The sequence below is a fragment of the Nostoc sp. ChiQUE02 genome (genome assembly GCF_034531305.2).
In the GTDB taxonomy this organism is placed as follows: Bacteria; Cyanobacteriota; Cyanobacteriia; order Cyanobacteriales; family Nostocaceae; genus Nostoc.
Map to the genome: position 1 here is coordinate 33,457 of NZ_JAVRBN020000004.1, position 25,764 is coordinate 59,220.

At 41.0% G+C, this 25,764-nt stretch carries 23 protein-coding genes; 8 read left to right on the forward strand and 15 right to left on the reverse strand.

Translation table 11 applies throughout. The features are described 5' to 3' along the window. Positions 1-6: 6 nt before the first annotated feature. Complete coding sequence (locus RM347_RS05310) at positions 7-438, reverse strand: biotin carboxylase (RefSeq protein ID WP_322718230.1); 432 nt, start codon at positions 436-438, stop codon at positions 7-9. 140 nt (positions 439-578) lie between these two features. Between RM347_RS05310 and RM347_RS05315 the strand changes: the two genes are divergently transcribed. Further along, positions 579-1,214 carry a hypothetical protein gene (locus tag RM347_RS05315; RefSeq protein WP_322718229.1) on the forward strand — a complete coding sequence of 212 codons (636 nt, stop codon included), beginning with the start codon at positions 579-581 and terminating at the stop codon, positions 1,212-1,214. Between the two features lie 86 nt (positions 1,215-1,300). On the opposite strand, the gene RM347_RS05320 is transcribed toward RM347_RS05315, so the two are convergent. Together RM347_RS05320 and RM347_RS05325 are read right to left on the reverse strand one after the other, a co-directional pair. Continuing rightward, positions 1,301-2,503, reverse strand: a complete 1,203-nt coding sequence (locus RM347_RS05320) for an alpha/beta hydrolase (protein WP_322718228.1) — start codon at positions 2,501-2,503, stop codon at positions 1,301-1,303. 108 nt (positions 2,504-2,611) lie between these two features. Further along, on the reverse strand, positions 2,612-3,253 hold the full coding sequence (locus RM347_RS05325; RefSeq protein ID WP_322718271.1) for a Uma2 family endonuclease: 642 nt from the start codon (positions 3,251-3,253) through the stop codon (positions 2,612-2,614). A 1,687-nt stretch (positions 3,254-4,940) separates the two neighbouring features. Here RM347_RS05325 and RM347_RS05330 point away from each other — a divergent pair. The 4 genes from RM347_RS05330 to RM347_RS05345 all read left to right on the forward strand — a co-directional run bounded on the left by RM347_RS05330 (position 4,941) and on the right by RM347_RS05345 (position 11,979). Then, positions 4,941-5,540 carry a helix-turn-helix domain-containing protein gene (locus tag RM347_RS05330; protein WP_322718227.1) on the forward strand — a complete coding sequence of 200 codons (600 nt, stop codon included), beginning with the start codon at positions 4,941-4,943 and terminating at the stop codon, positions 5,538-5,540. 21 nt (positions 5,541-5,561) lie between these two features. Further along, positions 5,562-8,702, forward strand: coding sequence for a peptidase domain-containing ABC transporter (locus tag RM347_RS05335; RefSeq protein ID WP_322718226.1), 3,141 nt, complete (start codon positions 5,562-5,564; stop codon positions 8,700-8,702). A gap of 423 nt (positions 8,703-9,125) precedes the next feature. Continuing rightward, entirely contained in the window at positions 9,126-10,673 is a 1,548-nt protein-coding gene (locus tag RM347_RS05340; protein ID WP_322718225.1) for an HlyD family efflux transporter periplasmic adaptor subunit, read from the forward strand. 523 nt (positions 10,674-11,196) lie between these two features. Continuing rightward, positions 11,197-11,979: a peptidylprolyl isomerase gene (locus tag RM347_RS05345; protein WP_322718270.1), complete on the forward strand. Its 783-nt coding sequence runs from the start codon at positions 11,197-11,199 to the stop codon at positions 11,977-11,979. 26 nt (positions 11,980-12,005) lie between these two features. On the opposite strand, the gene RM347_RS05350 is transcribed toward RM347_RS05345, so the two are convergent. From RM347_RS05350 to RM347_RS05395, 10 genes are all read right to left on the reverse strand, one after another. Beyond that, positions 12,006-12,146 carry a hypothetical protein gene (locus tag RM347_RS05350; RefSeq protein WP_322718224.1) on the reverse strand — a complete coding sequence of 47 codons (141 nt, stop codon included), beginning with the start codon at positions 12,144-12,146 and terminating at the stop codon, positions 12,006-12,008. Positions 12,147-12,210: 64 nt separating this feature from the next. Beyond that, positions 12,211-12,519: a HetP family heterocyst commitment protein gene (locus tag RM347_RS05355; protein ID WP_322718223.1), complete on the reverse strand. Its 309-nt coding sequence runs from the start codon at positions 12,517-12,519 to the stop codon at positions 12,211-12,213. Between the two features lie 64 nt (positions 12,520-12,583). Continuing rightward, positions 12,584-13,675: a T3SS effector HopA1 family protein gene (locus RM347_RS05360; protein ID WP_322718222.1), complete on the reverse strand. Its 1,092-nt coding sequence runs from the start codon at positions 13,673-13,675 to the stop codon at positions 12,584-12,586. An 80-nt stretch (positions 13,676-13,755) separates the two neighbouring features. Beyond that, the gene (locus tag RM347_RS05365) at positions 13,756-14,946 is read right to left on the reverse strand and encodes a phosphotransferase family protein (RefSeq protein WP_322718221.1); all 1,191 of its coding nucleotides are present in this window, start codon (positions 14,944-14,946) and stop codon (positions 13,756-13,758) included. 200 nt (positions 14,947-15,146) lie between these two features. Continuing rightward, a complete protein-coding gene (locus RM347_RS05370; RefSeq protein WP_322718220.1) occupies positions 15,147-15,359 on the reverse strand; it encodes a hypothetical protein in 213 nt (70 codons plus the stop codon). A 376-nt stretch (positions 15,360-15,735) separates the two neighbouring features. Then, entirely contained in the window at positions 15,736-15,996 is a 261-nt protein-coding gene (locus tag RM347_RS05375) for a hypothetical protein (RefSeq protein WP_322718219.1), read from the reverse strand. A 112-nt stretch (positions 15,997-16,108) separates the two neighbouring features. Further along, entirely contained in the window at positions 16,109-16,372 is a 264-nt protein-coding gene (locus tag RM347_RS05380; protein WP_322718218.1) for a hypothetical protein, read from the reverse strand. Positions 16,373-16,485: 113 nt separating this feature from the next. Continuing rightward, on the reverse strand, positions 16,486-16,749 hold the full coding sequence (locus RM347_RS05385) for a hypothetical protein (protein ID WP_322718217.1): 264 nt from the start codon (positions 16,747-16,749) through the stop codon (positions 16,486-16,488). 1,145 nt (positions 16,750-17,894) lie between these two features. Continuing rightward, on the reverse strand, positions 17,895-19,412 hold the full coding sequence (locus tag RM347_RS05390) for a M16 family metallopeptidase (RefSeq protein ID WP_322718216.1): 1,518 nt from the start codon (positions 19,410-19,412) through the stop codon (positions 17,895-17,897). A gap of 29 nt (positions 19,413-19,441) precedes the next feature. Continuing rightward, positions 19,442-21,085: a M16 family metallopeptidase gene (locus RM347_RS05395; RefSeq protein ID WP_322718215.1), complete on the reverse strand. Its 1,644-nt coding sequence runs from the start codon at positions 21,083-21,085 to the stop codon at positions 19,442-19,444. A 150-nt stretch (positions 21,086-21,235) separates the two neighbouring features. Here RM347_RS05395 and RM347_RS05400 point away from each other — a divergent pair, with 150 nt between their 5' ends. Next, positions 21,236-21,850, forward strand: a complete 615-nt coding sequence (locus RM347_RS05400) for a TetR/AcrR family transcriptional regulator (protein ID WP_322718214.1) — start codon at positions 21,236-21,238, stop codon at positions 21,848-21,850. 68 nt (positions 21,851-21,918) lie between these two features. On the opposite strand, the gene RM347_RS05405 is transcribed toward RM347_RS05400, so the two are convergent. Together RM347_RS05405 and RM347_RS05410 are read right to left on the reverse strand one after the other, a co-directional pair. Then, complete coding sequence (locus RM347_RS05405; RefSeq protein WP_322718213.1) at positions 21,919-22,365, reverse strand: DUF4332 domain-containing protein; 447 nt, start codon at positions 22,363-22,365, stop codon at positions 21,919-21,921. A 483-nt stretch (positions 22,366-22,848) separates the two neighbouring features. Beyond that, a complete protein-coding gene (locus tag RM347_RS05410; protein WP_322718212.1) occupies positions 22,849-23,649 on the reverse strand; it encodes a PhzF family phenazine biosynthesis protein in 801 nt (266 codons plus the stop codon). Positions 23,650-24,048: 399 nt separating this feature from the next. Between RM347_RS05410 and RM347_RS05415 the strand changes: the two genes are divergently transcribed. Both RM347_RS05415 and RM347_RS05420 read left to right on the forward strand, forming a co-directional pair. After that, the gene (locus RM347_RS05415; protein WP_428850516.1) at positions 24,049-24,306 is read left to right on the forward strand and encodes a hypothetical protein; all 258 of its coding nucleotides are present in this window, start codon (positions 24,049-24,051) and stop codon (positions 24,304-24,306) included. 47 nt (positions 24,307-24,353) lie between these two features. Further along, complete coding sequence (locus RM347_RS05420; protein WP_322718210.1) at positions 24,354-25,736, forward strand: aminopeptidase P family protein; 1,383 nt, start codon at positions 24,354-24,356, stop codon at positions 25,734-25,736. Positions 25,737-25,764: the final 28 nt, after the last annotated feature.

Consider the following 25,764-nt stretch of genomic DNA (forward strand, 5'->3'; position numbering starts at 1 on the left):
TAAGAATTACCTACGCACTTGACCGCTAAACCCGGCAGCCTTGAACTGCTTTAGCTTCAACGGAGTAGGCTGATTCGCAGGTACAGAAATTCTTAATTCAAAATCGCTAATGCCTGGTGGCACCTCGGTAATAGAACCTAAGCGAGTGCGGTTTTGCATCACCGAGTCATTATTGGCATCATAGATGCGTCCAAAAATATCTGCGTCGTAAACTGTTTTATTAGTGCCATTTTCTGCTTTGCCAATGACAAGAAAACAATTGGCAGCAGCGCTACCACTACTGATAACAGCCCCTTGTGCTAGTTCTGGTGGACAATCTTTATAAGATACATCAAATAGTTTAATCTGTGTCAGGGCTACAGCTGGGGGAACAATCACCCACGACAAAAAGGTGATGAGACAGGAAATAAAAACGACCGTGAGTGAGCGCAACTGCATAAAAGACCCCGTGACTTAATTTAGTAAACAATATTTAACTTACAACCTCAGCTTACCTGAATTTAACTACAGGGTGATTGGAGACTTTAATTTAACATTTGTAATAATTAGGGAAACAACCCCTCAATTGCTATTAACTTATGACTCCAGATGAGATTGAAACAGCTATGCTTGCAGCCTTTAATAGTTGTGATGCCGCAAGCTGTCCTCTCACTGACACGCAGAAACAGATATTACTGCAAGTGGTCGAGCAAATTCAGGGAAATTCTACCTCTGGGAAGTCAAATATTGCTAATCCCTTAGATGAACTGACTCCTGAGGAATTAGAAGCATTTTTACAGTTTGTTAAGGATGAAGAACAACGCAACCGCACTTGGAAAGTGCAGTTACTCAACGACTGGTTGCTAGAAAATGACTCTGGAACAGTACAATTTATTCGCCAACGCTATGGTTTACAGTGGCTAAATCGTGTTGAGTCATGTCATTTTGATAAGTATTCTTATTTTGAGGATGCACTAAAGTTAAGAGTAGGCGATCGCATTGAAATTTCCAATGCACTGTGGGAATGGGTGCAAGAGGATGGGCCTTGTAAGCGCGAATGGTTTCCTTGTATGGTGATTAAGGTTGAGGAAATTAGCGATGTCTACGACGGGCTACGCCTACGCGATGATTCCTCTACTAATTGTGTCGTCCGCTTCTTCAACGGTGCCGAGTACGAAATTCAAGGAATCTACGAATGGAATCGCTACAATTGGCGCTGGCCTCATAAAGAGTGAGGAGTAGAGACGCAATTAATCGCGTCTCTACAGGAGTGAGGAGTGCTGAGTTTTTATCCTCTGACTGCTGCTGTACGTTGATAAAATTATTGCTTGAACAACGCCCAAGCCAAAAACCTTTCAGTATAATACAACGCTAATTGATTGCTCACACCGTTGAAAACGGCATCAAAAGCGTGTTCTGCCCAAGGAATTTCTAGAAAGACCGTAGTATTACCATAATACTGTAACCGTTCATACATCTGTCTGCCAAATCGCGCTTCTACCAAATGGTCGCGACTGCCGTAAATTAATAAAGTTGGCGGTAAAGGGTGCGTCAGGTAATTTATCGGTGAAGCAATTTGATACTGATTAGGTAATTCTTCTAGGGAACCACCAAGAAATGCTTTTAAAACAGCACGGGTATTGATAGGGTCAGGATTTGGCGGTGTTTTGTATCCTTCAGTTAAGTTAACAGGCCCGTAATAATTCACCACAGCACGGATGGGTGGTGCATCTAGTTGATAAGCTGCTAGCATTGCTAGGTGTGCTCCCGCAGAACGCCCTAAAAGTACCATACGTTCAGGATCGGCTTCATATTCAGCTGCATGTTTGCGAATAAAATTCAGGGCTGTACGCACATCATCTAACTGAGATGGAAACCGATATCTTGGTGCGTGTCGATAGTCAATCGCAAATACTGTATATCCATGATTAGCAATATATTGATTAAACTCGGAATTGGCATGAGAATTTCCATATTGCCAAGCTCCACCATAAATTACTACTACTGCTGGATATTTGCCTATTTCTGAGGGTTGGTAAACTTCCATTTTTAAAGGTACTCCCGCAGGAGAAGCAAAGAGAATATCTTTTTGATGACGCGTTTTACCTAATGCAATACCCCGAAAGAAATTAACTAAATTAAAGGGATGGGTTTGCATCTTAGCCCTTACTTGGACTGGAATTTGCTCTAGATAATTTGCTCCCAACCCTTGTTTCATTGCTTTAGCCATCTGCATTTGAGTTAGTGGGATATTCACTAGCACCCATCCACAAATTAGCAATCCGATTAAACTAAAAATGTAAGCTAAACGCTGTAATTTACGGCGACGGATATATAACAAAGAAAGCAATAAACAGAAAAAATTTAATAACAATAACCAAGGACTGACTTCTGGCGATCCCACTGCTAGCGTGAGTAAAAACATATTTGGAGCCGGAAGAATAATCCAAGAGCTAAGAAATAGGCTTGCAAAACTGAGTAATAATGCAAGCCATGATAAAAATATTTTGGGTTTAGCAAACATAAATTAAAGCGCGGTAATAACGACTCCAAGGAAGTACAATTTATCCGCTAATGCTAAGATTAGCAATAGTTCTATAATTTAGAATACTGATGACAGCATAAATCATTGCTATTGTATCTGCTTTTGTGCCCAAAGACGAAAAGCTTTGAGCGTTGCATTTCTGCCTGCTGTTGTACTTTGCATCAGATATTGGGGAATCACTTCAATTATTGGGAATAGAGGAAAATTTAGGCTTTTTTGAGATTCTACATAATGCCCGTCTCGCAGAATATTAATTTGGAGCTTCCCTCGATCAAAACGCCAAAGCTCAGGTACTTTTAAAGCTTCATAAATATTAGGATGAGTGCGAGAAGTAATATCAATTTCTAAAGCTAAATCTGGAGGAGGATCTACTGCTAAATCTAGCCGCTTCTTGCCGCGAATCTTAGATTCATTTTTTATATAGAAACACTGATCGGGTTCTATCCCTTGAGCCATCGCTTGGTTTTTGAAAGTGGTAGAACCAAGGCATCTAAACTCAATATCTAGTTCTTCCAAAAGCGCTTTGACTAAATCGCTAATAATTTCTTTATCGTCTTCATGTTCTGGCAGTGGTGCCATAATCTCCAGTATTCCCCTGTCATAAGCAATTCGGGCTGCCCGATGTTCCCCTAAATCCTCTAGAATTGCTTCTAATTCCTGCCAGGTTACATCTCGCAGTAGCACTCTTTGTCCTGGTGGAACATGGATGCGCTTTAATTCCAACAACATCATCTCCACTCCCAGTAGCTCAAACCTAAATTTAGCTTACTCCAGTTGACCTGACGGAGCGAGAATTTTTGCTACTTCATCGCTAGATTGTCAGATGCTTGGATACGCCGCAGCTTGTCGTTAGACATCGCCTGCTTAAAGAAACCCCTGATAGAAGTATATACGGGTGCGATCGCTCCTACAGAGAAAAGCGTAGTTTAAAGAAAAAACCTCTGGAGTTCCCAGAGGTTTTAGTTCCTGATTTAGTTTCTACTTCTTACTACAATTTGTCCTCAGTCATTTCCCGATAGCGAAGGAAATTATTTGATTTGAGTAGTTACTCAAGTACTCATGAGTGAACACCGATTACCAGGAAATCCAGAAAAGGATAGCTTGTTGATAGCACAATAGGGTTCAATTAAGACTTGATCTTCCCTAACAATCCTTAAAAAGGGAAGGTATTAAACTAAGAAACACTTAGTTTTTAGTATTACAATATACATATATAAATAATGCCAATGAATTACCAACTCAAGGTAGAGCTAATTCGTTGCAAATGCGTCTACACGTACAGGAATCCTATTTGATTTTTTAAATACACGTAGGTTAGGCAATTACCTTAAATCACATTTAACCATAGTTAAATTTTTAGACTTTAAGTTGAACAATGATTGGCAATCTTTTGCACCAAATTAGATTATTTTCATACTATAGATAGATATCGATATATCAAATATGGCAGATAGTAAGGAATGTAGTTTTCTTACTATGGACAGATGTAGACGTGCAATGAATTGATGAAAATACTATTTTTTTAGCAAAATAATAAGTTAGATGTTCTAAAACTTATTACGATAAGAAAATTTAAATTAGCAATTATGGTTTCAACAAAAAAATTAATAAATGAGCCATCATTTATTTTTTCAAAAATAAATTATAAAATTTTAATAAAGATATTAACAATGTTTGATGAGAATTTCTTATTTATTGTAAAAAGTATTGACTAAATGTAGGATTGTTCTTAAATAAAGAATAGTGGATTAAGGTAAAGATTAAGTAGCTGTCACTCTTTCATTGAACTTTTCTTCTAAATAGGTTCAATTTTATTACTATCTGCTGATGAGAGACTAGCTAGTTTTAGGATAGTCTAAGAAGTAGATTTACACTCATACCTGACCTTGACTGTTTTTAGATTCCAATTCATGGAACAAGATTCAATCTCTTGTTAGAAATCAAAACTCAACCTACCTAAATCTTAGGAGGTTGATCTATCAACCCGTATTGTAGAATTCAGTAAAATCATCAATATAAGGGCTACCCGAAGGCTCGAAAGTGTTTGCCTATTACCATCAACCAGGGGCAATGGTCTTAACCAATACCATTATTGCACCGGGCTTCAGGAAAGTCTGTCAAGTTTTAGCGGCTAGCCAGTGAGTAGTTTACTGGTTTTAAGTATTTTTATTCCAAGTGAGACCATTAAGGTCGAATTTTGATTTATTAAAATCTGACCGAATACAGTAAACCCCTAAATTATCAGAATACTAGGGGAATAATACCTAGCGTTCTTTGCACACCACGTCAATATTTAATCAACCTTCTAGGGCTAATTAATTTTGCAGTTGTATATCCTGACTTCTCCGGATTGAAAAAACAGTTGCAAAAGACACATTTGACCACATTTGACAGTTGGCGGCAACTGATAAAAATTATGTCAGAATACTCCAGTCAAGACAAAGCTTTTGAATGCTATGACATGCACGAGAGCAAGTTTTTAACGCCTTTTCAGCGGAAGGCACTGTTGAAAAATTTGCAAGCGAATTTACAGCCAGAATATCGTCGGCGAATTGAAATTATGTTGCTGGCGGATATGGGTAAATCTCAAAGCCAAATCTGTGAAATATTAAGTTGTTCCCAGGAGATGGCGCGGTATTGGATTGGTGTGGCAGAGGCGGGTCTGGCGCACAAATGGAATGAGCGACCAATAGGTAGACCCAAGACTGTTAACGATCAATACATTGAACGTTTGAAAGAATTAGTAAGTAATAGCCCGCGTGAATATGGCTATGCATTTAGCTACTGGACAGCCCAATGGTTAAGCAAGCATTTAGCAAATGAATTTGGTATTGCAATTACCGATCGCCATGTTAACCGTCTGCTCAAAAAAATGGGACTTTCCACTAAACCCAAAAACCTCTCCCGACAAGAAACTGACCCAAATAGGGATGCTGGCATTACGATCTGCGACTTGCAATCTAACTCTGAACCGAGTTTGCATTGGTCATTTAATCTAATTCAGACCAATAACTAATACTGTTTTGGAGGTCAGAAAATGCCATCAGCGTTTTCCCAGCAATATTTAGCTGAAAAACTCACCCAAAGCTTGGGTGAGTCGCTGTCAAACGGGGAACTTGACAGTTGTCTCAAAGGGCTGGAAATTGTTGAACCATCAGTAGCAAAGCAGTTTTGGCAAGCAACTACAGCCCAGCCAGGAATTTATATTGTCCTGAGTGGTAAAGTCAGATTGCTGGATAGCTCTAATAATTTAATAACTACTCTCTTTTCTGGAGCGTCATTTGGCGAGTTAACTTTATTTCCCAAAGAGGAATTCAGTCCTTATGTTGCTAGAGCTTCGGTAAACTTAAAGCTTTGCTATCTCAATCAAGAGACTTTACAAGAAGTAATTCGTACATCGCTGGGCATCCGCGATCGCCTTTTAAAACGCGCAGAAGTTTGGGATTTGCTGCTGTTATGTTGCCACAACTCGTTAATTGGGCGTAATGGATCTGTTGAGGAGCTGTTTAAAGCGCTATTTCTATTTGAGCGCCACAATCTGGAGAGTGGTTCCCTGAATGCTAACCTCAACAAAGATATCAAGCTTTGGTTACTGCATCGGGGAGAACTGCTGGATGCTAATGGGCGAAGATTGACGCCTGGAAACATCTACGTGAATCCAAAACAGGGAAGTTGGGAGGTCGCGCAACCAGCAGCGATCGCTTACAGTTTAAGCAATGCTGATTGGCAAACAGCACTACAACATTGGCCGCAATTGGCAGAGTTAATAGATTTCCAAGAGCGCCAAGCGGGGCTGGGAACAGGGGAAGAGGACACGGGGATACAAAGAGAAGTAGAAGTCCGAGCCTCGCCTTCTGGCGAACGGAACTTTGAAAGACGCAGGGATACGGAGAATTATTTCACCGCCTCTCCTAATGTCTTTCCAATTTCACAGCCAGAGACTGAGCCAAAACAAAAGCAAAAGAGACAACGGCCGTACTTTCCCAGCCCAACAGTGAGGGCCGGGCATTGGTTAGGACGCTTGACCAAACGGTATCCGTTTTTTGAACAACAAAGCGCCTCTGACTGTGGGGCATCTTGCTTAGTAATGATTAGCCGCTATTGGGGTAAGCGCTTTAATGTCAACCGCATACGGGATTTAACTAACATCAGCCGTAGTGGGGCATCAATGCGGGGTTTAACAGCAGCAGCAGAAAGTATCGGCTTTGCTACCCGTCCGGTGAAAGCTAGCTTTGATAAATTAGGACAACAACCCCTACCTGCGATCGCTCACTGGGAAGGTAAGCACTACGTTGTCGTCTATGAAGTCAATAAAAAGCGTGTGATTATTGGCGACCCCGCCATTGGTCAACGCACCCTTACCCCTAGCGAATTTAAAGCTGGCTGGACTGGTTATGCGTTGTTATTACAACCTACAGACCTACTCAGAGAAACCCAAGAAACCATTACACCATTTTGGCAGTTTTTTGGTTTAGTCAAACCTTACTCCAAAGTACTGCTAGAAGTGTTTATGGCTTCGGTGTTGATTCAGTTGTTTGGACTAATTACACCCCTATTCACCCAGCTCTTGTTAGATAGAGTAATTGTGCAAGGTAGTACTCTGACTTTAAACGCCGTTGGTTTAGGGTTGCTAATTTTTGGTTTTTTCCGCGTTGTTCTCAATGGACTGCGGCAATACCTACTAGATCACACGGCGAATCGCCTGTCAGTAACACTGCTGGTAGGTTTTATTAAACATACCTTTCGCTTGCCCCTAGCTTTTTTTGAGTCGCGATACGTTGGTGATATTGTGTCTCGCGTCCAAGAAAATCAAAAAATTCAGCGCTTTCTAACTGGAGAAGCACTATCTATTGGTTTAGATTTGCTGACAGTGTTTGTCTATGTGGGATTGATGTTTTGGTATAGCTGGCAAATGGCATTGTTCAGTTTAGCGATCGTTCCGCCTTTTGTCTTATTAGCGCTGATAGCTACACCTTTCTTGCGCCGCATCAGCCGCGAAGTTTTTAATGCTTCAGCGACAGAAAATAGTTATCTGATTCAATCCCTTACAGGTATTCGCTCAGTTCGCTCTATGGCAATTGAGCAGACAGTCAGATGGCATTGGGAAGAACTGCTGAATAAGGTCATTAAAAAGACCTTTAGCGGACAGATAATTAGTAACCAACTCCAAGTTTTCAGTTCTAGTATCGAAACACTAGTAACCACAGGATTACTTTGGTTTGGTGCATGGCAGGTGATTCAAAACCAACTGACAATTGGACAACTAATTGCATTCAATATGTTGTTAGGCAATGTCATTCGACCTTTCCAGCGGCTAGTTGTCCTGTGGAATCAATTACAAGAGGTGATCATTTCTACTGAGCGGATTAATGATGTCTTGGAAGCAGAACCAGAAGAAGATTTACAATATCAACCGCGCCAGTCTTTAAGTAGTTTACGTGGCCACGTTTTATTTGAAAATGTGACTTTTCGTTATCACCCAGAAAGCGAGACTAACGTGTTAGAAAATCTCAGTTTTGAAATCAAACCTGAGCAAACTATAGCGGTTGTGGGGCGTAGCGGTTCTGGCAAAACTACCCTTTCCAAGTTGATTTTAGGACTATATCCGCCGACAGATGGCAAAGTGTTGATTGATGCTCACGATGTGACTAATATTTCTCTGCGATCGCTCCGTTCCCAAATTGGTGTTGTAGACCAAGATACATTTTTGTTTGGCGGTACAATTCGCGAAAACATTAGCATTGCTCATCCAGAAGCTTCTCTAGAAGAAGTTATAGAAGCGGCGCGTCTAGCAGGAGCAGATGAGTTTATTAAGCAAATGCCAATGGGCTACGAAACCCAAATTGGTGAAGGTGGAGGAATGTTATCCGGTGGACAACGCCAACGCCTAGCGATCGCTCGTGCTTTGTTAGGAAATCCCTGCTTCTTGGTATTAGATGAAGCAACCAGTCACTTAGATGCTGAATCTGAGCGAATTATTCAGAACAACCTCAAAAAAATTCTCCAAGGACGCACAAGTCTAATTATTGCTCACCGCCTTTCCACCGTGCGTCATGCTGACTTAATTCTGGTTTTAGATCGGGGCATTTTGATCGAAAGCGGTACTCACGAGCAATTAATCGCCAAAAAAGGTCACTATTTCTATCTCAATCAGCAACAACTAGCGCAAACAGGTTGAAAGGGAATTGGGTATTGGGTATGGGGATTAAGAGATAAGGAGAATTAGAGACTCGTTTATCTCCCTCAAGTCTCATTAACGGAGTTCAAAGACTCGTTAACGGAGTTCAAAGACTCATTAACGGAGTTCAAAGACTCATTCACGAGTATCAAAGACTCGTTAACGGAGTTCAAAGACTCATTCACGAGTATCAAAGACTCATTAACGGAGTTCAAAGACTCATTCACGAGTATCAAAGACTCATTCACGAGTATCAAAGACTCGTTAACGGAGTTCAGAACTTCAATCCTAATGTCCAATACTTCTCTACCAGAGGCCGCGCCCTAAGCGTAGCTATGCCACAGGCTTTACGGCTTTGCTCAGTATAAGTGCCCAATCCCCAATCCCCAATGTCCAATGCCCAATATCCAATCCCCAATTCTTATGCCAAACCCATCTAATAATTCATCATCCGCCTTCGCCCTAGAAAAGCAGGCTGAATTTCACCTGGTTGAAGACGCAAGTGCCATTGTTCATCCTCAGACACAAAAGACATCTGAAGCAAATGATTGGTTTTACGGCACCGAGGAGCTGCTAGATGCCTTACCAAGGGTCTGGACACGCTCTATGTTGTATTTACTGGTAGGCTTTGCTGCGATCATTTTACCTTGGGCAATGCTTTCTAAAGTTGATGAGACAGGAAGTGCTAGAGGGCGAATGGAACCTGAAGGAGCAACCCAAAAATTGGATAGTCCAGTTAGTGGTAGCGTCACTGCTGTCAACGTCAAAGAAGGCGCAACCGTAAAAGCAGGACAAGTTTTGCTTGTATTAGAGTCTGATGTGCTAGGAAAGGATTTGCAGCAGGTACAGAGAAAACTAGAAGGTTTATTAAATCGGCGATCGCAACTGGATCTCCTCAAAAAACAAATTCTCTTGACGATTAACATTCAAGAGCAACAAAATAAATCTCAAGAATTGGAAAAAATTGCTCAAATTAGTCAAGCGCAGCAAAATCTTGATGCTAAACAGAGTACTTATAACTTACAACGACTGGAAAAACTGGCTCTAGTTGAACAGGCTAACCAGAATATCACTTCTACCCAAATTGCCCAGAAGTTAGCTAAGAGTCGTTTAATCCGAGATTTCACAGAAGTTGCGCGTTATCGCCAACTTTTACAGAGGGGTGCGATTCCCCAAACCAAAGTTGTGGAACTAGAAAAGATCGCAGAAGAAAGTCAACGCTTGCAAGAACAAACAAAATCTGATATTGTACAAGCCCAGCTGCGCTTAAAAGAAGAACTTAACAGCTATAAGTCGTTGATGAGTCAAGCCATCTCAGATATTCAGCTTTTCAAACTTCGCCTCCAAGAGCAGCAAAGCAGCTACCGCAGTGTGGTGCAAGCAGGTAGACTGGCGGTGCTGAGAAATCAGGAACAGCTTAAAGACTTACAAACACAAATTGCTAGCTTACAATCAGAAATTGCTCAAACCGGAAGCCAGATCGCATCCTTACAGCTACAGTTACAACAAAGAGTAGTGCGATCGCCTATTGATGGCACAATTTTTGAGTTGCCTATCCACAAACCAGGATCTGTAGTAGAGCCGGGACAGATGATTGCCCAAATTGCGCCCAACAATACTTCCTTAATTCTCAAAGCGCAAATGCCCAACCAACAAAGTGGTTTTTTGAAGGTGGGAATGCCAGTTAAAATCAAATTTGATGCTTATCCCTTCCAAGATTATGGGGTAGTACAAGGGCGCGTTAGCTGGATTTCACCTAACTCGAAAATTCAAACAACTAATCAAGGTAACATTGAAACCTATGAGTTGGACATCTCCCTAGCTCAACCCTATATCCAAACTGCCAACAAACGTATCCCTCTAACACCAGGTCAAACAGCAAGCGCAGAGGTGGTCATCCGCCAACGACGGGTGATGGACTTTATCTTAGATCCGTTTAAGAAGTTGCAAGAAGGTGGTTTGGAGCTTTAGCAATTAGTCAACTTACAGCAATTTCCAAATAATTACGCCATAGGGTAGGGGCGCACAGTTAACTGCGCGCCCCTACAAGGAATTGTGGAAATTTTAGAGTTATCCTTTGTCGCTGATCGTCTATGCGATCGCACCTTTTTTTATATTTAAAGTAAATCAACTATAGGACTACTTAATCATTTGTGAACAACGAGATCCCCAACTTTTATAGGAAGCAGGGTATCTAAGCTTTGCAATTATTAGTGTATAAAGTACTACTAATATTTTGTTCTATAAATATTCTATTTTAATGTTGATTTTTATCTATTTATATTCTCTAGCCATATCTATCTTTTGGTTCAAAAAATTAAACTATTAGTTTTATAAAAAACTTTTTATAATTACGCTAGATTAAATATTCGAGTTACTATTAGATAAGGGCAATAATCTTGTATCTAAAAAGTGACATAGATATACTAAATATTGTCTTAACAAAACTGACAAAGACCTATAAAATTAGGTTAACAATTGGAGGAATTGGATGATGTCAAATGTATTGACTGTTTCTCCTGAGGATATTCTTGACCACATAAAGCTTTCTTGCCAAATCCCTAGTGTATTGGAGGCGATCGCAACTCGAAAAATTGTTGAATATGAAGCGAAAAAGGCAGGTATTGAAATTGGTTTAGAAGAACTACAACAAGCAGCAGATAGCTTACGTTTAGCCAACCAACTTATCAAAGCAGAAGATACCTGGGCATGGTTAGAAAAATATCATCTTTCTTTAGATGACTTTGAAGCAATAGCCGAAACCAGCCTACTGTCTGCTAAGTTAGCAAATCATTTGTTTGCAGAAAAAGTTGAACCGTTTTTTTATGCACACCAACTCGATTATGTTGCGGCAGTAACTTATGAAGTTGTATTGGATGATGAAGATTTAGCTCTAGAACTATTTTATGCGCTGCAAGAAGGCGAAATTAGTTTTCAAGAAATCGCCCGCCAATATGTCCAAAATACCGAACTACGTCGGGCTGGAGGATATCAAGGAATACGTCTCCGCACCGATTTTAGACCGGAGATTGCAGCAGCCATCTTTGCCGCTAATCCCCCACAAATTCTCAAGCCAATAACTACTCCAAAAGGAGTACATCTAATTGCGGTTGAGGAAATCATTAAGCCTCAATTAGACGAACAGCGACGCCTGAAAATCGTCGGAGACTTGTTTACTAATTGGTTAAAGGCACAAATTGCCACTATGGAAATAGTGACAAAGCTTACAAGGAATGTAAGTTCTCAAGGATCTAAAGATGTGTTAATACAGGCTTAAGTCTACTTCTAAAAAATGGTTAACAGTCAGATGTCAGTTATTTTTATAAATATTACTGACATCTGACAACTTACTTTTATTACTAGCGATCGCACGCCAGGTGCTACCCTCCAGAAAGCTGCCATCCGCGCGTCTACAAGTTGGCATTGCTGACGCCAGTTGCTCATGAGGGTTTCCCCCATGAGCAACTGGTGTGCGATTTCTATGAAACTGGTATTATTCTTTTAATATTTAGTTTGAGCTACGTTTAGCGCTACTCCCTTGAATCCAGGTTGACTCTAGTTTAAAAAGTCCTAAAATCCCATAATCAGTTTGATGACGGTTTGCTTTGCGAAATAGGCAGTTGTTTTTGATTAATCGAATGTAGGTGCGGGCGGGTATATATTCGAGAGGATTGTAGCCACTAAAACGTAGGATTAGAACACAAGCCCAGGAATACTTGCCGGCAGAAACAGCTTTGACTATCTGTTTTAATTCTTCATGAGTAAAGTTGAATTTATGAGCTAATTTTTCATTAGACTCGGAAAATTCTTGAGTCATATAACTACCTCGTGAGTGAAAATATGATCTTCAATCAGGAATCAGGAGTATCACGTCCGACGGTTTAGAGATTCAAGGAAGTGTAGATATCATCAGAGTTAGCATTGAGGTAAGGACGTTGCAATTCAATTTCCCATAATGAGAAATGTCGCACAATTGCTGCCATCCTATCTTCTGGCGTATGATTCCCTAGATACCAAGCCTCAAGCAAACCATTAGCAACAATTTGACAACGGTTTGTACCAAAACTTTCTTGATCGCCAAATTTACGGTCTGGTTCTTCAGCGATCGCTAACCCTGGTGCTATGAATTTGGTAAATAAAGGTACTCGCTCCTGAAAATGCACTTGATTTTCTCTATATACCCTCTCTAAGACTGGACGAACAAGTTCATAGTCCTTTTTGTCAAAATAAAGCACTGCTGAGTCGTAACGCCCATAATCAGAAGGGTTGTACAATGCTTTAAATGAGAAAGCAATAGATATAGCATTGAGTTGGGTAGTCAAATCGTTCATGACTGCAACTGAGCCTTCTGGGGTCAAATTGAAGTAGACACGTACCAGAGTTTGATAATTTCGCGCCATAGCTGCATTAGCAATTGCCATATAAAATCCGTTTTGTACCAGATTATTAGGCATTTTGATTGCTACTGAGTCACCGATATTAGCAGCTTGTTGTAAGCTATCGGGTTCAATGTGCAGCCTCAAACCATTCTTATACACCACCAAAGTACCATCTATGTCTTCTTTTAGAACCAGCCAATCATGATTCCAGTAGCCTACACCTTTGTTGCTTTCATGTAAGCGATCGTAAAAAGCTATATCTACGCCGAATAATGTATTGTTTTCAAGATTTTCGTTCAAAGCCACATTCGTTGCTTTTGTATTGGATGACAAAAGACTTGGCGATGAGCCGTTGTAGTAGACGGCGTAAAGTAAACTACGTAGTTGATGACTCAAAAACTTATTTTGGAAATCTAGAGATAATTGCTGAAAGTGAGAGACTATTGACTCTGGTACTTCCACCGAACCAAAGTCTAGATGTGTAATACAATGGTGGGACTGGATTTCAACCTTATGAACGATATCTTGTAGTGATGTCTGCAATGACTCCGGAATATCTGGCAGTTGATTTGCCAGCGAATCTAATAGTTGCATAAAGACTTGCCTGTCAATGATGTAGGGAGATAGGGACAGACAAACTAAAGAATGTTGGCGTCCCCTTGTTGACTTTGAATTTACTTTGAAGCGGCAGATGAGTTAATGAGAGAGAGGCCTGATGCATCTACACCAAAAATTGTTGGTATTGATGCTTCTGGACGGCACAATAAACTCTTAGCAACCTGGAGTATGCAAATACCTTTATTACCAAAGGTTTTTTCGTGCTGGAGTTTCGCTTGAATAGCTTTAATCAAAGCGAAACCACAAAACTGCATAACCCTCTGCAAGAAATCAGGACGATGTTCTAAAATTTCGGGGAAAACATTGAGATAAGCAGTCACTAACTCTCTAATGGAAGGTTGGAGCAGATGTAGAGGAGTTGTTGCTAGGCGTAAAGACTCTTGAATCGCCATTGTTTTACTAGTAATCATGCTATGTAGCCAAAGTTGTAGGTAGCTGGCTATCAGTGTTCCTAAATCACTAGCAGGATCTCCCCAAGCACCACGTTCCCAATCAATCAATCGAATAATACTTTCATCTGAGGACAATTCATTAAAAGCAACTTCTTCCCAACTTAGAGAGAGGAGAATATTGTTCAGTTTCAGATCGTTATGGGTTAAACAACATGGAGTGAAAGCATTATTTAACTCTGCGATCGCCTGCCCTAGGCTATCATAACGTTGATAAAGAGACAAGAATTTCAGTCCATCGGTAGGCAACTTGCCAAAAACTGCCGGGGAAACTCTATCCATTCCAAGATTTAGGTTAGGAGTTCCTTGGCTGAATCCATTTTCTTTTTGGAAAAACTCCTGATAGTTTTGACGGTTAATAGATAGGCGATGGACTGATGCCAACGTAGTTCCAACTACCGTTGCAATCTCTATGGGAAAGAATTTCAAATTCTTTTCGACATAAAAATCCATTAAATCCCGATAGTTAGTTAGATAATTGAAAACCATGATGGAATTCTTAGCATCAAAATGTACTGCCTCCGAAAAATATGAGCGAATGTCGCTTAGTTCTGGGAAGGTTTGCAAAAACTTGTGAACTCGCCATTCTTTGAAAAACTCGCCAGCGGTCTTTCCCTCTCGTTTGTGAGGCTCTTGCTTAATTAGGAGTTTTCGCTCATCTGGTAAGCTGATTAATAAGTTAAAGTTTTTTGCAAGTTTTAGCTCGATTTTGCTTGATGACTTTTCATTTTGAGTACATAATCCCTGAAGAATCAGGTAATCAAAAGCATTTTGAGAACTCAATAAAAATGATGCCATATCTTCAGTTCAGTTTCAAGATTAACAACCAAAAGCTTTTGCATAGTCAGAAAAGATTTTTAATACATTAAAAATGCATTTTGTGTACACAACTATGCTTTTACTATTCATACAAAACCTATGATTATCTTAGGCATTGTATGAATAATCAAGAAAATGTTAAAACATGTCTAGAGGATTTAGCCTTTCCAATGAATGTATTATTGAGTATTGAATGATTTTGCTAACTCTGCAATTTCATGGATAGTCAATGCTAACAGCGCAAAATTAAGATTTTTCACACCATAGTTCAAAATCTGAGAAAAAGTCTCATCTGCACCAGCATATATAGATATATAATCCACGTTGTTCACATCTAAGAGAAAACTTTCTGAATTATCTATAAGCAGGTCAGAAATGGTAATTTTTGACATGGATTTTGATTCCCAAAAACATTGATCAATTAATGATGTTGAGCCGAATTAAGCATCAATGACTTAATAATATAGCTCGGTAGTCAGGAAAAAACTAATAAAATTGATCAACTGCTCTAATTGAGCTTGATAAAGCTGTAAATTGCTTGCTTAATCCGATCGGCTATCCTGATTTTTAGTAATCAAGGAAGACGATTATTGATCGGATTGATTTATTCAAAGCTATTTAGTTCAGCAGCAAGCCAAAACTCTTGTTGTCAGGTGTATTATCGCTGAAAGTAAGGCACCAAAACTTTTGTCTTCAGGTGTATTACGGTTTCCGTAACACACCCTACATATACTTAGATTTTTTCAAAAATCTAATTGGATTGCCATACTATAAAAAAGTATCAGTTTCACTGAATGACTTAACAATGTGTGCAGTCAAGCTAGCTCCAAACCCTAACAGTCCAAACTCTTGTGACTTAATTCCATACTGTAAGAGTGGCTCTATGCCATGAGAAACACTCGAAACATCAGCCTGACCACCATAAATAGTGATGGAATCCACATGGTTCAGATCATTGAGGAAGTTTTCAGAATCTTGGAACAGTTCAAAACCAATTGTATTTAGTTCCGAAAGAGCGATACTCGCCATAATTTTCTCCTAAAATTATCTTACGGTTCATCAAATTTGGTAGCGATTAAGCAATACATAGCTTAATCGCTAATTGAAAAAGTTCCAAAGAGCAATGTAGCTCAGTAATCAATTACAAGAAAGTATCAGCTTCACTGAATGACTTAACGATGTGTGCAGTCAAGCTAGCTCCAAAGCCTAACAATCCGAACTCTTGTCCCTTAATACCGTACCGTAAGAGTGGCTCTACGCCGTCGGCAACATCGGAAACATCAGCATCCTGACCACCATAAATAGTGATGGAATCTACATTGTTCAGGTCGTTGAGGAAGCTTTCAGAATCTTGGAACAGTTCAGAACCAGTGGTATTTAGTTGCGAAAGAGCGATACTCGCCATAATTTTCTCCTAAAATAATTGTCGCAGTTGAGCAGATTTGGCAGCGATTAAGCAATACACAGCTTAATCGCTAATTCAAACGATTCCAAAGAGCAATGTAGCTCAGTAGTCAATTACAAGAAAGTATCAGCTTCACTGAATGACTTAATGATGTGTGCAGTCAAGTTAGCTCCAAAGCCTAACAGTGCGAACTCTTGTCCCTTAACGCCGAACTGTAAGAGTGGCTCTACGCCGTCGGCAACATTGGAAACATCAGCATCCTGACCACCATAAATAGTGATGGAATCTACATTGTTCAGGTCGTTGAGGAAGCTTTCAGAATCTTGGAATAGTTCAGAACCAGTGGTATTTAGTTGCGAAAGAGCGATACTCGCCATGATTTTCTCCTAAAATAATTGTCGCAGTTCAATTGATTTGGCAGCGATTAAGCTGTGTATTGCTTAACTGCTGATTACATTTTTATTCATAAAATTTAGAAAAATCAAGCTTGTAAACCTCATAGATAAGACATAAATAAATTGGTTACGTCTTTATTTATAGATTTATTTTTATTTATAAAATCTTTTTTAAATAGTAATACTAAGTTAGATTTATACATCACAAATATAACGAATAATAGATTTATCAGTTTTCTAGCTTTTTGATAATTACGTGAGTTAAAACCTTTTTTAGCATCATAATTGATGCTAAAAAAGTGGTGTATTTAATTTGCAATACTTATAAATATTTTCAGTTTTATAGACTACGGCAAAGACTGGAATTAGTTTTAATAAAATTTGGTCAGATAAGCTCTTGAGGCCAGGGAGACAGGAGAGGCGAATAATTATTCTACTAACTCTTCCTTCTAGCTACTCCCGCTAAATAACAGTTTTTATAAATAATCTTCTTTAATTGAACCATGTTTGGAGTTATGTGTTCAATCAATTGCAAAAATATATAAATAAAAATCGTGCGTTCTTAATTAATCTAAGAACGCACGATCTGAATGTCTATAAAATTGTTATTTCTCAAAATTATTGTTAACCGCTAAGTTGCTGTCGTAGATCTACTATTTGTCCATCTACGCTAGTTAACCACTCATTAACAGTCTGTTTTACATTTTCTGTTGAAAGGACGCCAGAAGTATCTCCATCTTCATTGCTTGTTCTTCTTCTTCTCCTTCTTCTTCCACCCTCTACAGTGCTCATTTCCCAAGTGGTTAGTTCAGTGAGCAGATTTTCGTCACTATTAGGATGCAGGTCGGATATTACGATCATGACTATTGATGTACCTCACAAAATCCGGTGATGTTAATTGATCTAGCCTTAGATAAGATTAAGCGGCAAATCCAGACTCCATCATTTTTATTTTGCAATATAATCTTACATATTTAAATTTTTAAGGCTAATTTTCAAGACATAACTAAGGGAATTTCGTCTGTAAAAGAGATGATTTTATAATATTTATATTATATTTGTCTTTCTAAATGGCTAGAGACGCAATTTATCGCGTCTCTACTTATCGTTTTAATCGCAATTTGTGATTAATTCTTCGCCTGTGGCTGCGAACCAGGAATCGTTACATCTATTGGTGTCACCTGTGCTGCTAGCTGCGTCAATGGCGGTTGAATGGCGGTTTGATTCCCCACCACTAAAGTCACGATATTTTCTGGCTTGAGGTATTCTCGTGCTACCCGTTGCACATCAGCGGCGGTGGTGGCGGCGACGGCTTTTTGATAGCGAAAGAGGAAATCAGCAGGATAGCCGTAATATTCGTATCGCATCAACCGCGATAAGGTTTGGCTGGGGTCTTGAAAGTTGAACACAAAGGAGTTGAGTGTAGACTCTTTTGCAAAAGCGAGTTCTTTTGCGGTCACTCTTTGAGTTTGGGTGCGCTTGATTTCAGCTTGTAAGGCTTTGACAAACTGGACGGTAGCATCCGATCGCGTTTGGCCACCAGCAATAAACATGCCAGGATAATCGAAACGCGGACTCCACTGGCCATAGACAGAGTAAGCTAAACCTTGGCGCGATCGCAATTCATTAAATAAGCGTCCACCAAATCCATTTAACACCCCATTCAATACATCTAGCGCTGCATAATCGGGACTGTCAAACCGTCCACCTAAATGGCCGAGAAGCACACTACTTTGAGTTAGTTGTGGCTGATTGACAAAAAAGACTCCACCTGTATTAGCTGGCAAAACCTTTGGTAAAGTGGGTTTAGCAACACCTGGGTTGCGGTTCCAGTCGCCAAACTTAGCTTGAATGAGCGATCGCATTTTCTTCGCATCAAAATCCCCCACAATCCCCAAAATCATATTATTAGGGTGGAAATATTGCTGATAAAACTTGATCAAATCCTCACGCTCAACCCGATCCACCGTTGCATACTCTATCGTGCGACCATAGGGACTATCTTTCCCATAGATCAATTTCTTAAATTCTCGGCTAGCAATCCCATCTGGATTGTCATTGCGACGCGCAATGCCACCTTTAGCTTGTGTCTTAGCCAAGTCTAGCTTTTCTTGAGCAAATGCTGGCGATCGCAGTACCTCGGCAAACAGCCCAAATACCGTTTCTAAATCTTCACTGAGTGCATCAAAGCTTGCACTACCAGCAGCTTCACTAATACTAGTTTCCACCGAAGCTGCCCGTTGTTCCAATATCTCGTTGAGTTCATCAGCCGAATGTTGCTTAGTTCCCCCAGTTCGCATCACCGCGCCTGTAAAACCAGCTAAACCGACTTTCTCCAATGGTTCCAAGCGATTTCCTGTCCGCACAAACGCCGTCCCGTTCACCAACGGCAATTCGTGATCCTCCATCAAATAGACAACCAAGCCGTTTTGGAGCACAAACCGCTCATACTTGGGTAACTTAATCTCAGGTAGCGGTGGCAACTGCAACTCTGTGTAATGCTTTGCCTCAGCCGTCGCTGCCAGAGAAAAGTTACAAGTTAAAAGTAAACACGCAAATATACCAACCAAAGCATAAATAAGCCCCTTCCCATTTTGGATTTTGAACACCATCCGCCTTTTACCCTTCACCTTGTACCTTTGCATATCTCTCTACCTTTGCATCTATGTTTCTCTTAAGCTTCTTTCGACAACAACTTACCAATCGTGCGATTTTTCGGCGTAAACGTCTCCTTTGCCACCCGCTGGATATCAGTCGTCGTCACCGCCGAAATATCATCCAACTGCTTAAACAAATTCCGCCAAGAGCCAGTTTTCACCTCATATTCCAACAATTGTTGAGCCATTCCCATATTTGAATCGAGGGTACGTAACAAACCCGCCCGTGCTTGGGTTTTCACCCGTTCCAAATCAGCCGCCGCTACAGGCTCAGTTTTTAATTTGTCAATTTCTTGGCGCAAAGCTACCGCCAACTCATCAACTGTATGACCAGGAGCCGTGAGAGCATAGAAAAATATCAGGTTTGGGTATTTATCACCAGGAAATCCACTGTAACCTTGGGCACTTAGAGCTAAACGCTGCTTTTCTACCAAAGACTTATACAGCCGCGACGTGCGCCCATCACTTAATAAACTGCCAATGATTTCATAGACTGCATTATCTGGATGGGTAATTGCCGGACGATGATAACCTTCTAAATACCAGGGTTGAGAAGGTAGCTGTAAAGTAACTTCCCGTGTTTGTTGTTGTGGCGGTTCCACTGGGATTTGTTCAACAGCTTTGGTTTTGGCTTGATAGCGACCAAAATAAGTTTGCGCCAGTTTTTTCACCTCAGCCGGGTTAACATCTCCGACAATGGCAATGGTCAAATTACTTGGTACATAGTGAGTATCAAAAAACTTTTGGACATCTTCTGGTGTCAGATTGCGGATATCTTCGTCATAACCAATCACCGGACGCCTATATGGATGGGCTTTGTAAGCAGTATCAATAAACTTTTCCACCATCTGTCCAATGGGTGAATTATCTACCCGCATCCGTCGTTCTTCTAAAATTACATCTTTCTCCTTATAAAACTCACGACGAATTACAGGATCGAGAAATCGTTCCGACTCCAGCGACATCCAAAGTTCCAGCTTATTAGCAGGAAAGCTGTACAGATAACGAGTAGCTTCAGTTGAAGTATTGGCATTTAAACCCACACCTCCCGCTTGTTCGACAATTTGCCCCAATTCGTTTTGCTTGACAAGTTTGGCTGCTTGCGCTTCTACTTGCTTAAACTCAGTTTCTAACTGAGCAACCTCATCTTTTTTGCCATCGGCTTTCGCTGTTTTAATTTGGCCATCCAACCGTTCCAAGGTTTCAAGTAGAGGTTTTTCTTTTTTGTAGTCTTCTGTACCAATGCGCGTCGTGCCTTTAAACGCCAAATGTTCTAGAAAGTGAGCTACACCAGTTTTGCCATCTGGCTCATCCACACCACCAACATTTGCATAAGTAAGAAAAGAAACTACAGGCGCTTGATGTCGTTCTAAGACAATGAATTTCAGACCATTGTCGAGGCGAAACTCCGTTAACTGCTTGATTACCCGATCCAGATAAGGTTGGATTGAATTTTGAATTGGCGGGGTTTGAGTTTCGACTTTTTGAGGAGGAGGTGCCGTCTGAGTTTGAGCCAGAGCGACTTCTGGTAGTAATCCCCACCAGAGAACGATCAAAGCTAACAACGTGACAAACAACCGCCGCAATATGACAGATACTTGATCTGACCAATGAAAAAACTTCAATCTAAAATTCCAAATTGACCGACTCATCTGGTTCATAAGCGCAAATTAAGATAAAGTTACATTACCTAAATAACAGGACACTTAGCAAAAGAGCGTTAATCTTGTATTAAGCTTTCAGGGCTTTTTCTACTTGACGTTAGACAATAATGTTACAAATCCTGTTCCGGATATCTCACCATAACTGTTATGCGAGTTTTTAATTCTTCCCCACCCTCAGAGGCTCAGACGCGCACCCGGATTTTACAGGCAGCACAACGCTTGTTTGCCTCTCAGGGATTTGACGGTACTACCACCCGCGATTTAGCACAAGCCGCAGGTGTAGCTGAAGGTACTCTCTTTCGTCATTTTCCCAATAAAAAGGCAATTTTGGTGGAAGTAGCCACGAGTGGATGGGTGGAGATTCTCACAGATTTGCTGACAGAATTAAGTGAGATGGGCAGCTATAAAGCCGTAGCTCAGGTGATGCGTCGCCGGATGTGGAACTTCCAAAAAAATGCTGATTTGATGCGTGTTTGTTTTATGGAGGTGCAGTTTCACCCCGATTTGCGCGATCGCATTCAATCAGAAGTCATTACCAAAATGAGCGATGTCGGCGAAGCATTCTTTCAAACAGCGATGGATAAAGGCATTTATCGCCAAATGGACGCCAAGCTAGTCGCCAAAGTCTTCTTGGGAATGTTTGCGATCGCAGGTTTTTCCAACAACACCCTCATGGAACCTGACGCCTCCCCCCAACAAATGCAGGAAATGGCCGAAGGACTTGCTGATATCTTCCTTAATGGTGTTTTAGCCAAAGAGTAAATAGTGGGGCATTGGGCATTGGTTATTAATTCTTCTCCCCCTGCTCCCTGCCCCCTGCCCCCTGCTCCCTAATTCCCACTGCCCACTATTTTCGCTTGCTGACTCCACTGTTGTACTAGCTCAATTGCTGGACACAAATCTCGTCGCTGCATTGTTGCTACCTGCAAGCGCATAACTTGTCGGTGCAATCTGTGAGTGGGAGTTTGAGCCAACTGTGCCACAGAACCAATGCCCGCATGGAGCAATAAACCACAATATTGGGTTCCTACGCTGGGAATACGCGCCAAGTCAGCTAAAGCCATCCATTTATTTACATACTGAAGATGAATCTGGAGTTTATTTGCTAACGCTAGTCTTTCCTCTAGAGTCTTCCCTTGTTTGATTAGCGCTACTGTGCTAGGAATTCCACAATTTTGCAGTTGAGATTGTTCCTCGTGGCTCAGTCCAGGTAATTGCTCGATTGGCCAGTCACGAGATTGGATAGGGTTTCTACTATCTTTGTGTTTAGCAGACATTTTTGAAATTAAATATAGGCTTATTTAAAAATTGTGACAGTTGCTTCTATACAGAAGTACGCTGCAATTCAAAACTAAAATGATAAAACTTAATCGCCTATATAGCGTTTCCTAATCATACAAGGTATATCATATTCCCCTCATCGCTTGCGGGGAGGGGGCTGGGGGTGGGGTTCTTGTATCTCACTCAAGCGAGAACCGCTATATAGCAATCCTAAATCTTTGTGAACAACAAGATCGCCGATTTATTAAAGAATTCAAGGATCTGAGCCTTTCAATTTCGACGTTTTTTTCTGCTACCCTACAGGAACGCTTCACGAACAAATATCTAAACGCAACCTACTGCAATGCGATTGTATCGCCTGACAATGGCATTGTATCGTCTGACAATGGCATTGTATCGCCTGACAATTCGATTTTATCGACTTACAATGCCATTGCATCGGCTGATAACAATTAACTCACTCTTTCTTTTGGAAGTCCCTAAGCGGTAATTAACTCACCTCGCATAACAGTTACCGCTTGTCCGCTGAGAAAGACGCGATCGCCTCCGTCATAATATACCTTCACCACGCCACCGCGGCTGGATGCCTGATAAGCCAATAACTCATTTTTGTGCAAGCGATCGCGCCAGAAGGGAGCAAGACAGCAATGAGTCGCCCCAGTTACAGGATCTTCATCAATCCCTAAACCCGGTGCAAATAAGCGAGAGACGAAATCATATTGAGAATCAGGGTTAGTGAGGCTGGTGACAATGATCTCAGAAATCGGCAACGTTTTTAATATTTGGAAATTTGGCTGTACTTGCCGTACCAAATCTTCAGATTTCAATTCCACTAAATAGCCAAATGAATTCAAAAAAACAGATTTGTATGCTACACCCAAAGCAGCCTTAAGTTCTCGCGGGGCAACTGTTTCCTGTGAATGATTCACAGGAAAATCTAACTTAATCCACTCATCTTGCAACTTAGCAAGCAGCACTCCGCTTTTAGTGTAGAAACGCGCAACTTTATCCTGCGATAAATACCCTTCTGACCAAAGTACATGGGCACTAGCTAAAGTTGCATGACCACAAAGGGGTACTTCTACCGTAGGCGTAAACCAACGCAGATTAAAGCCATCATTCTGTCTAACTAGAAAAGCTGTCTCAGATAAATTCATCTCCTGCGCCACATTCTGCATCCAGCGATCGTCTTGGGGAGTAGACAAAACACAAACAGCAGCAGGATTTCCTGCGAAAGGTGTATTGGTAAAAGCATCAACCTGGGTAATGGTTTGTCCCATGAGAGTCACCTTGAAAATTAGACAGCACTATATTTATCAGCAGTGCGTTAAATAATTATGCCGATCGTTATCATTATTCTAAAGTGGCGTATTATTCGTAGGGGCGCACAGCCGTCAACTTCAGATAGAAATCTCGTTTTTAGTTAAAGGCTAGAAATGCTGCTCATTGGGCTGGTGCCGCGAGTTAGGAAGGTGGAGCCTCTTAGTAGGCATTCCCGAAGCTGGGAATGAGACAATCTTTAAAAGCTTTGTTTAGACTGGTTTTCACGTTAAGTTTACACTAATAACAGCCGTGCTACTAAAGCGCTACATCCAAACGAGAACCGCCATATACAGTACCTTATAAATTAGGAATACAATCTCCAAAAACTGGGGTCAATGTCAAAGCAAAACGGAAACATGAGGATAAAAATCTTCAGAAGCATCTTTGCTGCTGTCAATTTAGCGCTAATTTCTGGAGGATTAGTTAGTTGTGCTGTTGAAGTACCGCAGCCACTTGCTCCAACTGAGCAACAAAAACCAGTCCTACAACCTAACCAACAGCCTAAGCAGGTAAACCAGAACGACAAAGATGACGACGATAAAGATGGCGATCGCAAGAATGATGAAAACGATAACGATAACAACGATAAAGATGAGAAAGACGATAACGACTAAATAAAGGCAAAACTATAACCTTTATCCTTTTCTTTGAGTTTCTATTTATGCTTATTCAACAAACTTCTACTTCCCTCGTCGAGAGTTTACGCCACCGACGGCAACAACTAGCCAACCTCATTGATTTTCCAGTAATTCTGTGGTCAGGTAGCAACAGTCCGCGCAACTTTCCTGCAAATCCCTTTCCGTTTCGCGCTAGCAGTCATTTCCTGTATTTTGCCGGATTACCATTATCAAAGGCGGCAATTCGTTTAGAAGCAGGGAAACTAGAATTATTCATCGACGATCCGTCACCCAGCAGCGCCCTTTGGCATGGAGAAATGCCAACACGCGAGGAAATAGCCCAGAAGATTGGGGCTGATGTGGCTCGACCAATGGCAGAATTAGAGTCTTGGGTAGAAAATGCTGCCACACTTGCTGTACAAGATGCAGCTACTTGGACACAGCAATCGCAGGTATTAAATAAATGGGTTTTACCACAAAGTCCTCCTCAAGGAATTGACTTGGAGTTAGCTAAGGCGATCGTTTCTCTCCGCCTCACCCACGATGATGCCGCATTAACTCAGTTGCGAAAAGCTGCTGCTGTAACTGTTGAGGCTCACAAAGCTGGTATGGCAGCAACACCTCATGCCAAGCTAGAAGCAGAAGTTCGTGCCGCGATGGAAGGGGTAATTATTGCCAACAATATGACCACTTCCTACAACAGTATTGTCACCGTTCACGGTGAAGTTTTGCATAACGAGCAGTATCACCATCCCCTACAACCAGGTGACTTACTACTTGCTGATGTTGGCGCTGAAACCGAGATGGGTTGGGCAGGTGATGTCACTCGCACGTGGCCAGTTTCCGGTAAGTTTTCATCTACCCAGAGAGATATTTATAATGTTGTACTGGCAGCCCATGATGCTTGCATTGCCAAAATACACCCTGGTGTAGAGTATGGGGATATTCATCTGCTAGCTGCCACAGTTATAGCTGAAGGTTTAGTAGAGTTAGGCATTTTACAAGGAAATCCCCAAGATTTAGTAGAGATGGATGCCCATGCGCTGTTTTTCCCTCATGGTATTGGTCATCTACTGGGTTTAGATGTCCATGATATGGAAGATTTGGGCGATTTAGCAGGTTATGAAGAAGGACGCCAAAGGAGCGATCGCTTTGGCTTAGGCTATCTCCGTTTAAATCGTCCTCTACGTCCAGGAATGTTAGTCACAATTGAACCTGGTTTTTATCAAGTACCAGCAATATTAAACGATCTCAATGTCCGTTCAAAGTATCAGAATGTAGTGAATTGGCAACGTTTATCTGAATTTGCTGATGTACGCGGAATCCGCATCGAAGATGATGTTTTAGTTACTACAGAAGGCAGCGAAGTTTTAACGGCTGCATTGCCTAATGATGCCGATACTATAGAAAATTTAGTCAATGGCTGAGTTCATACTTTTATATCATGCCTGCTTG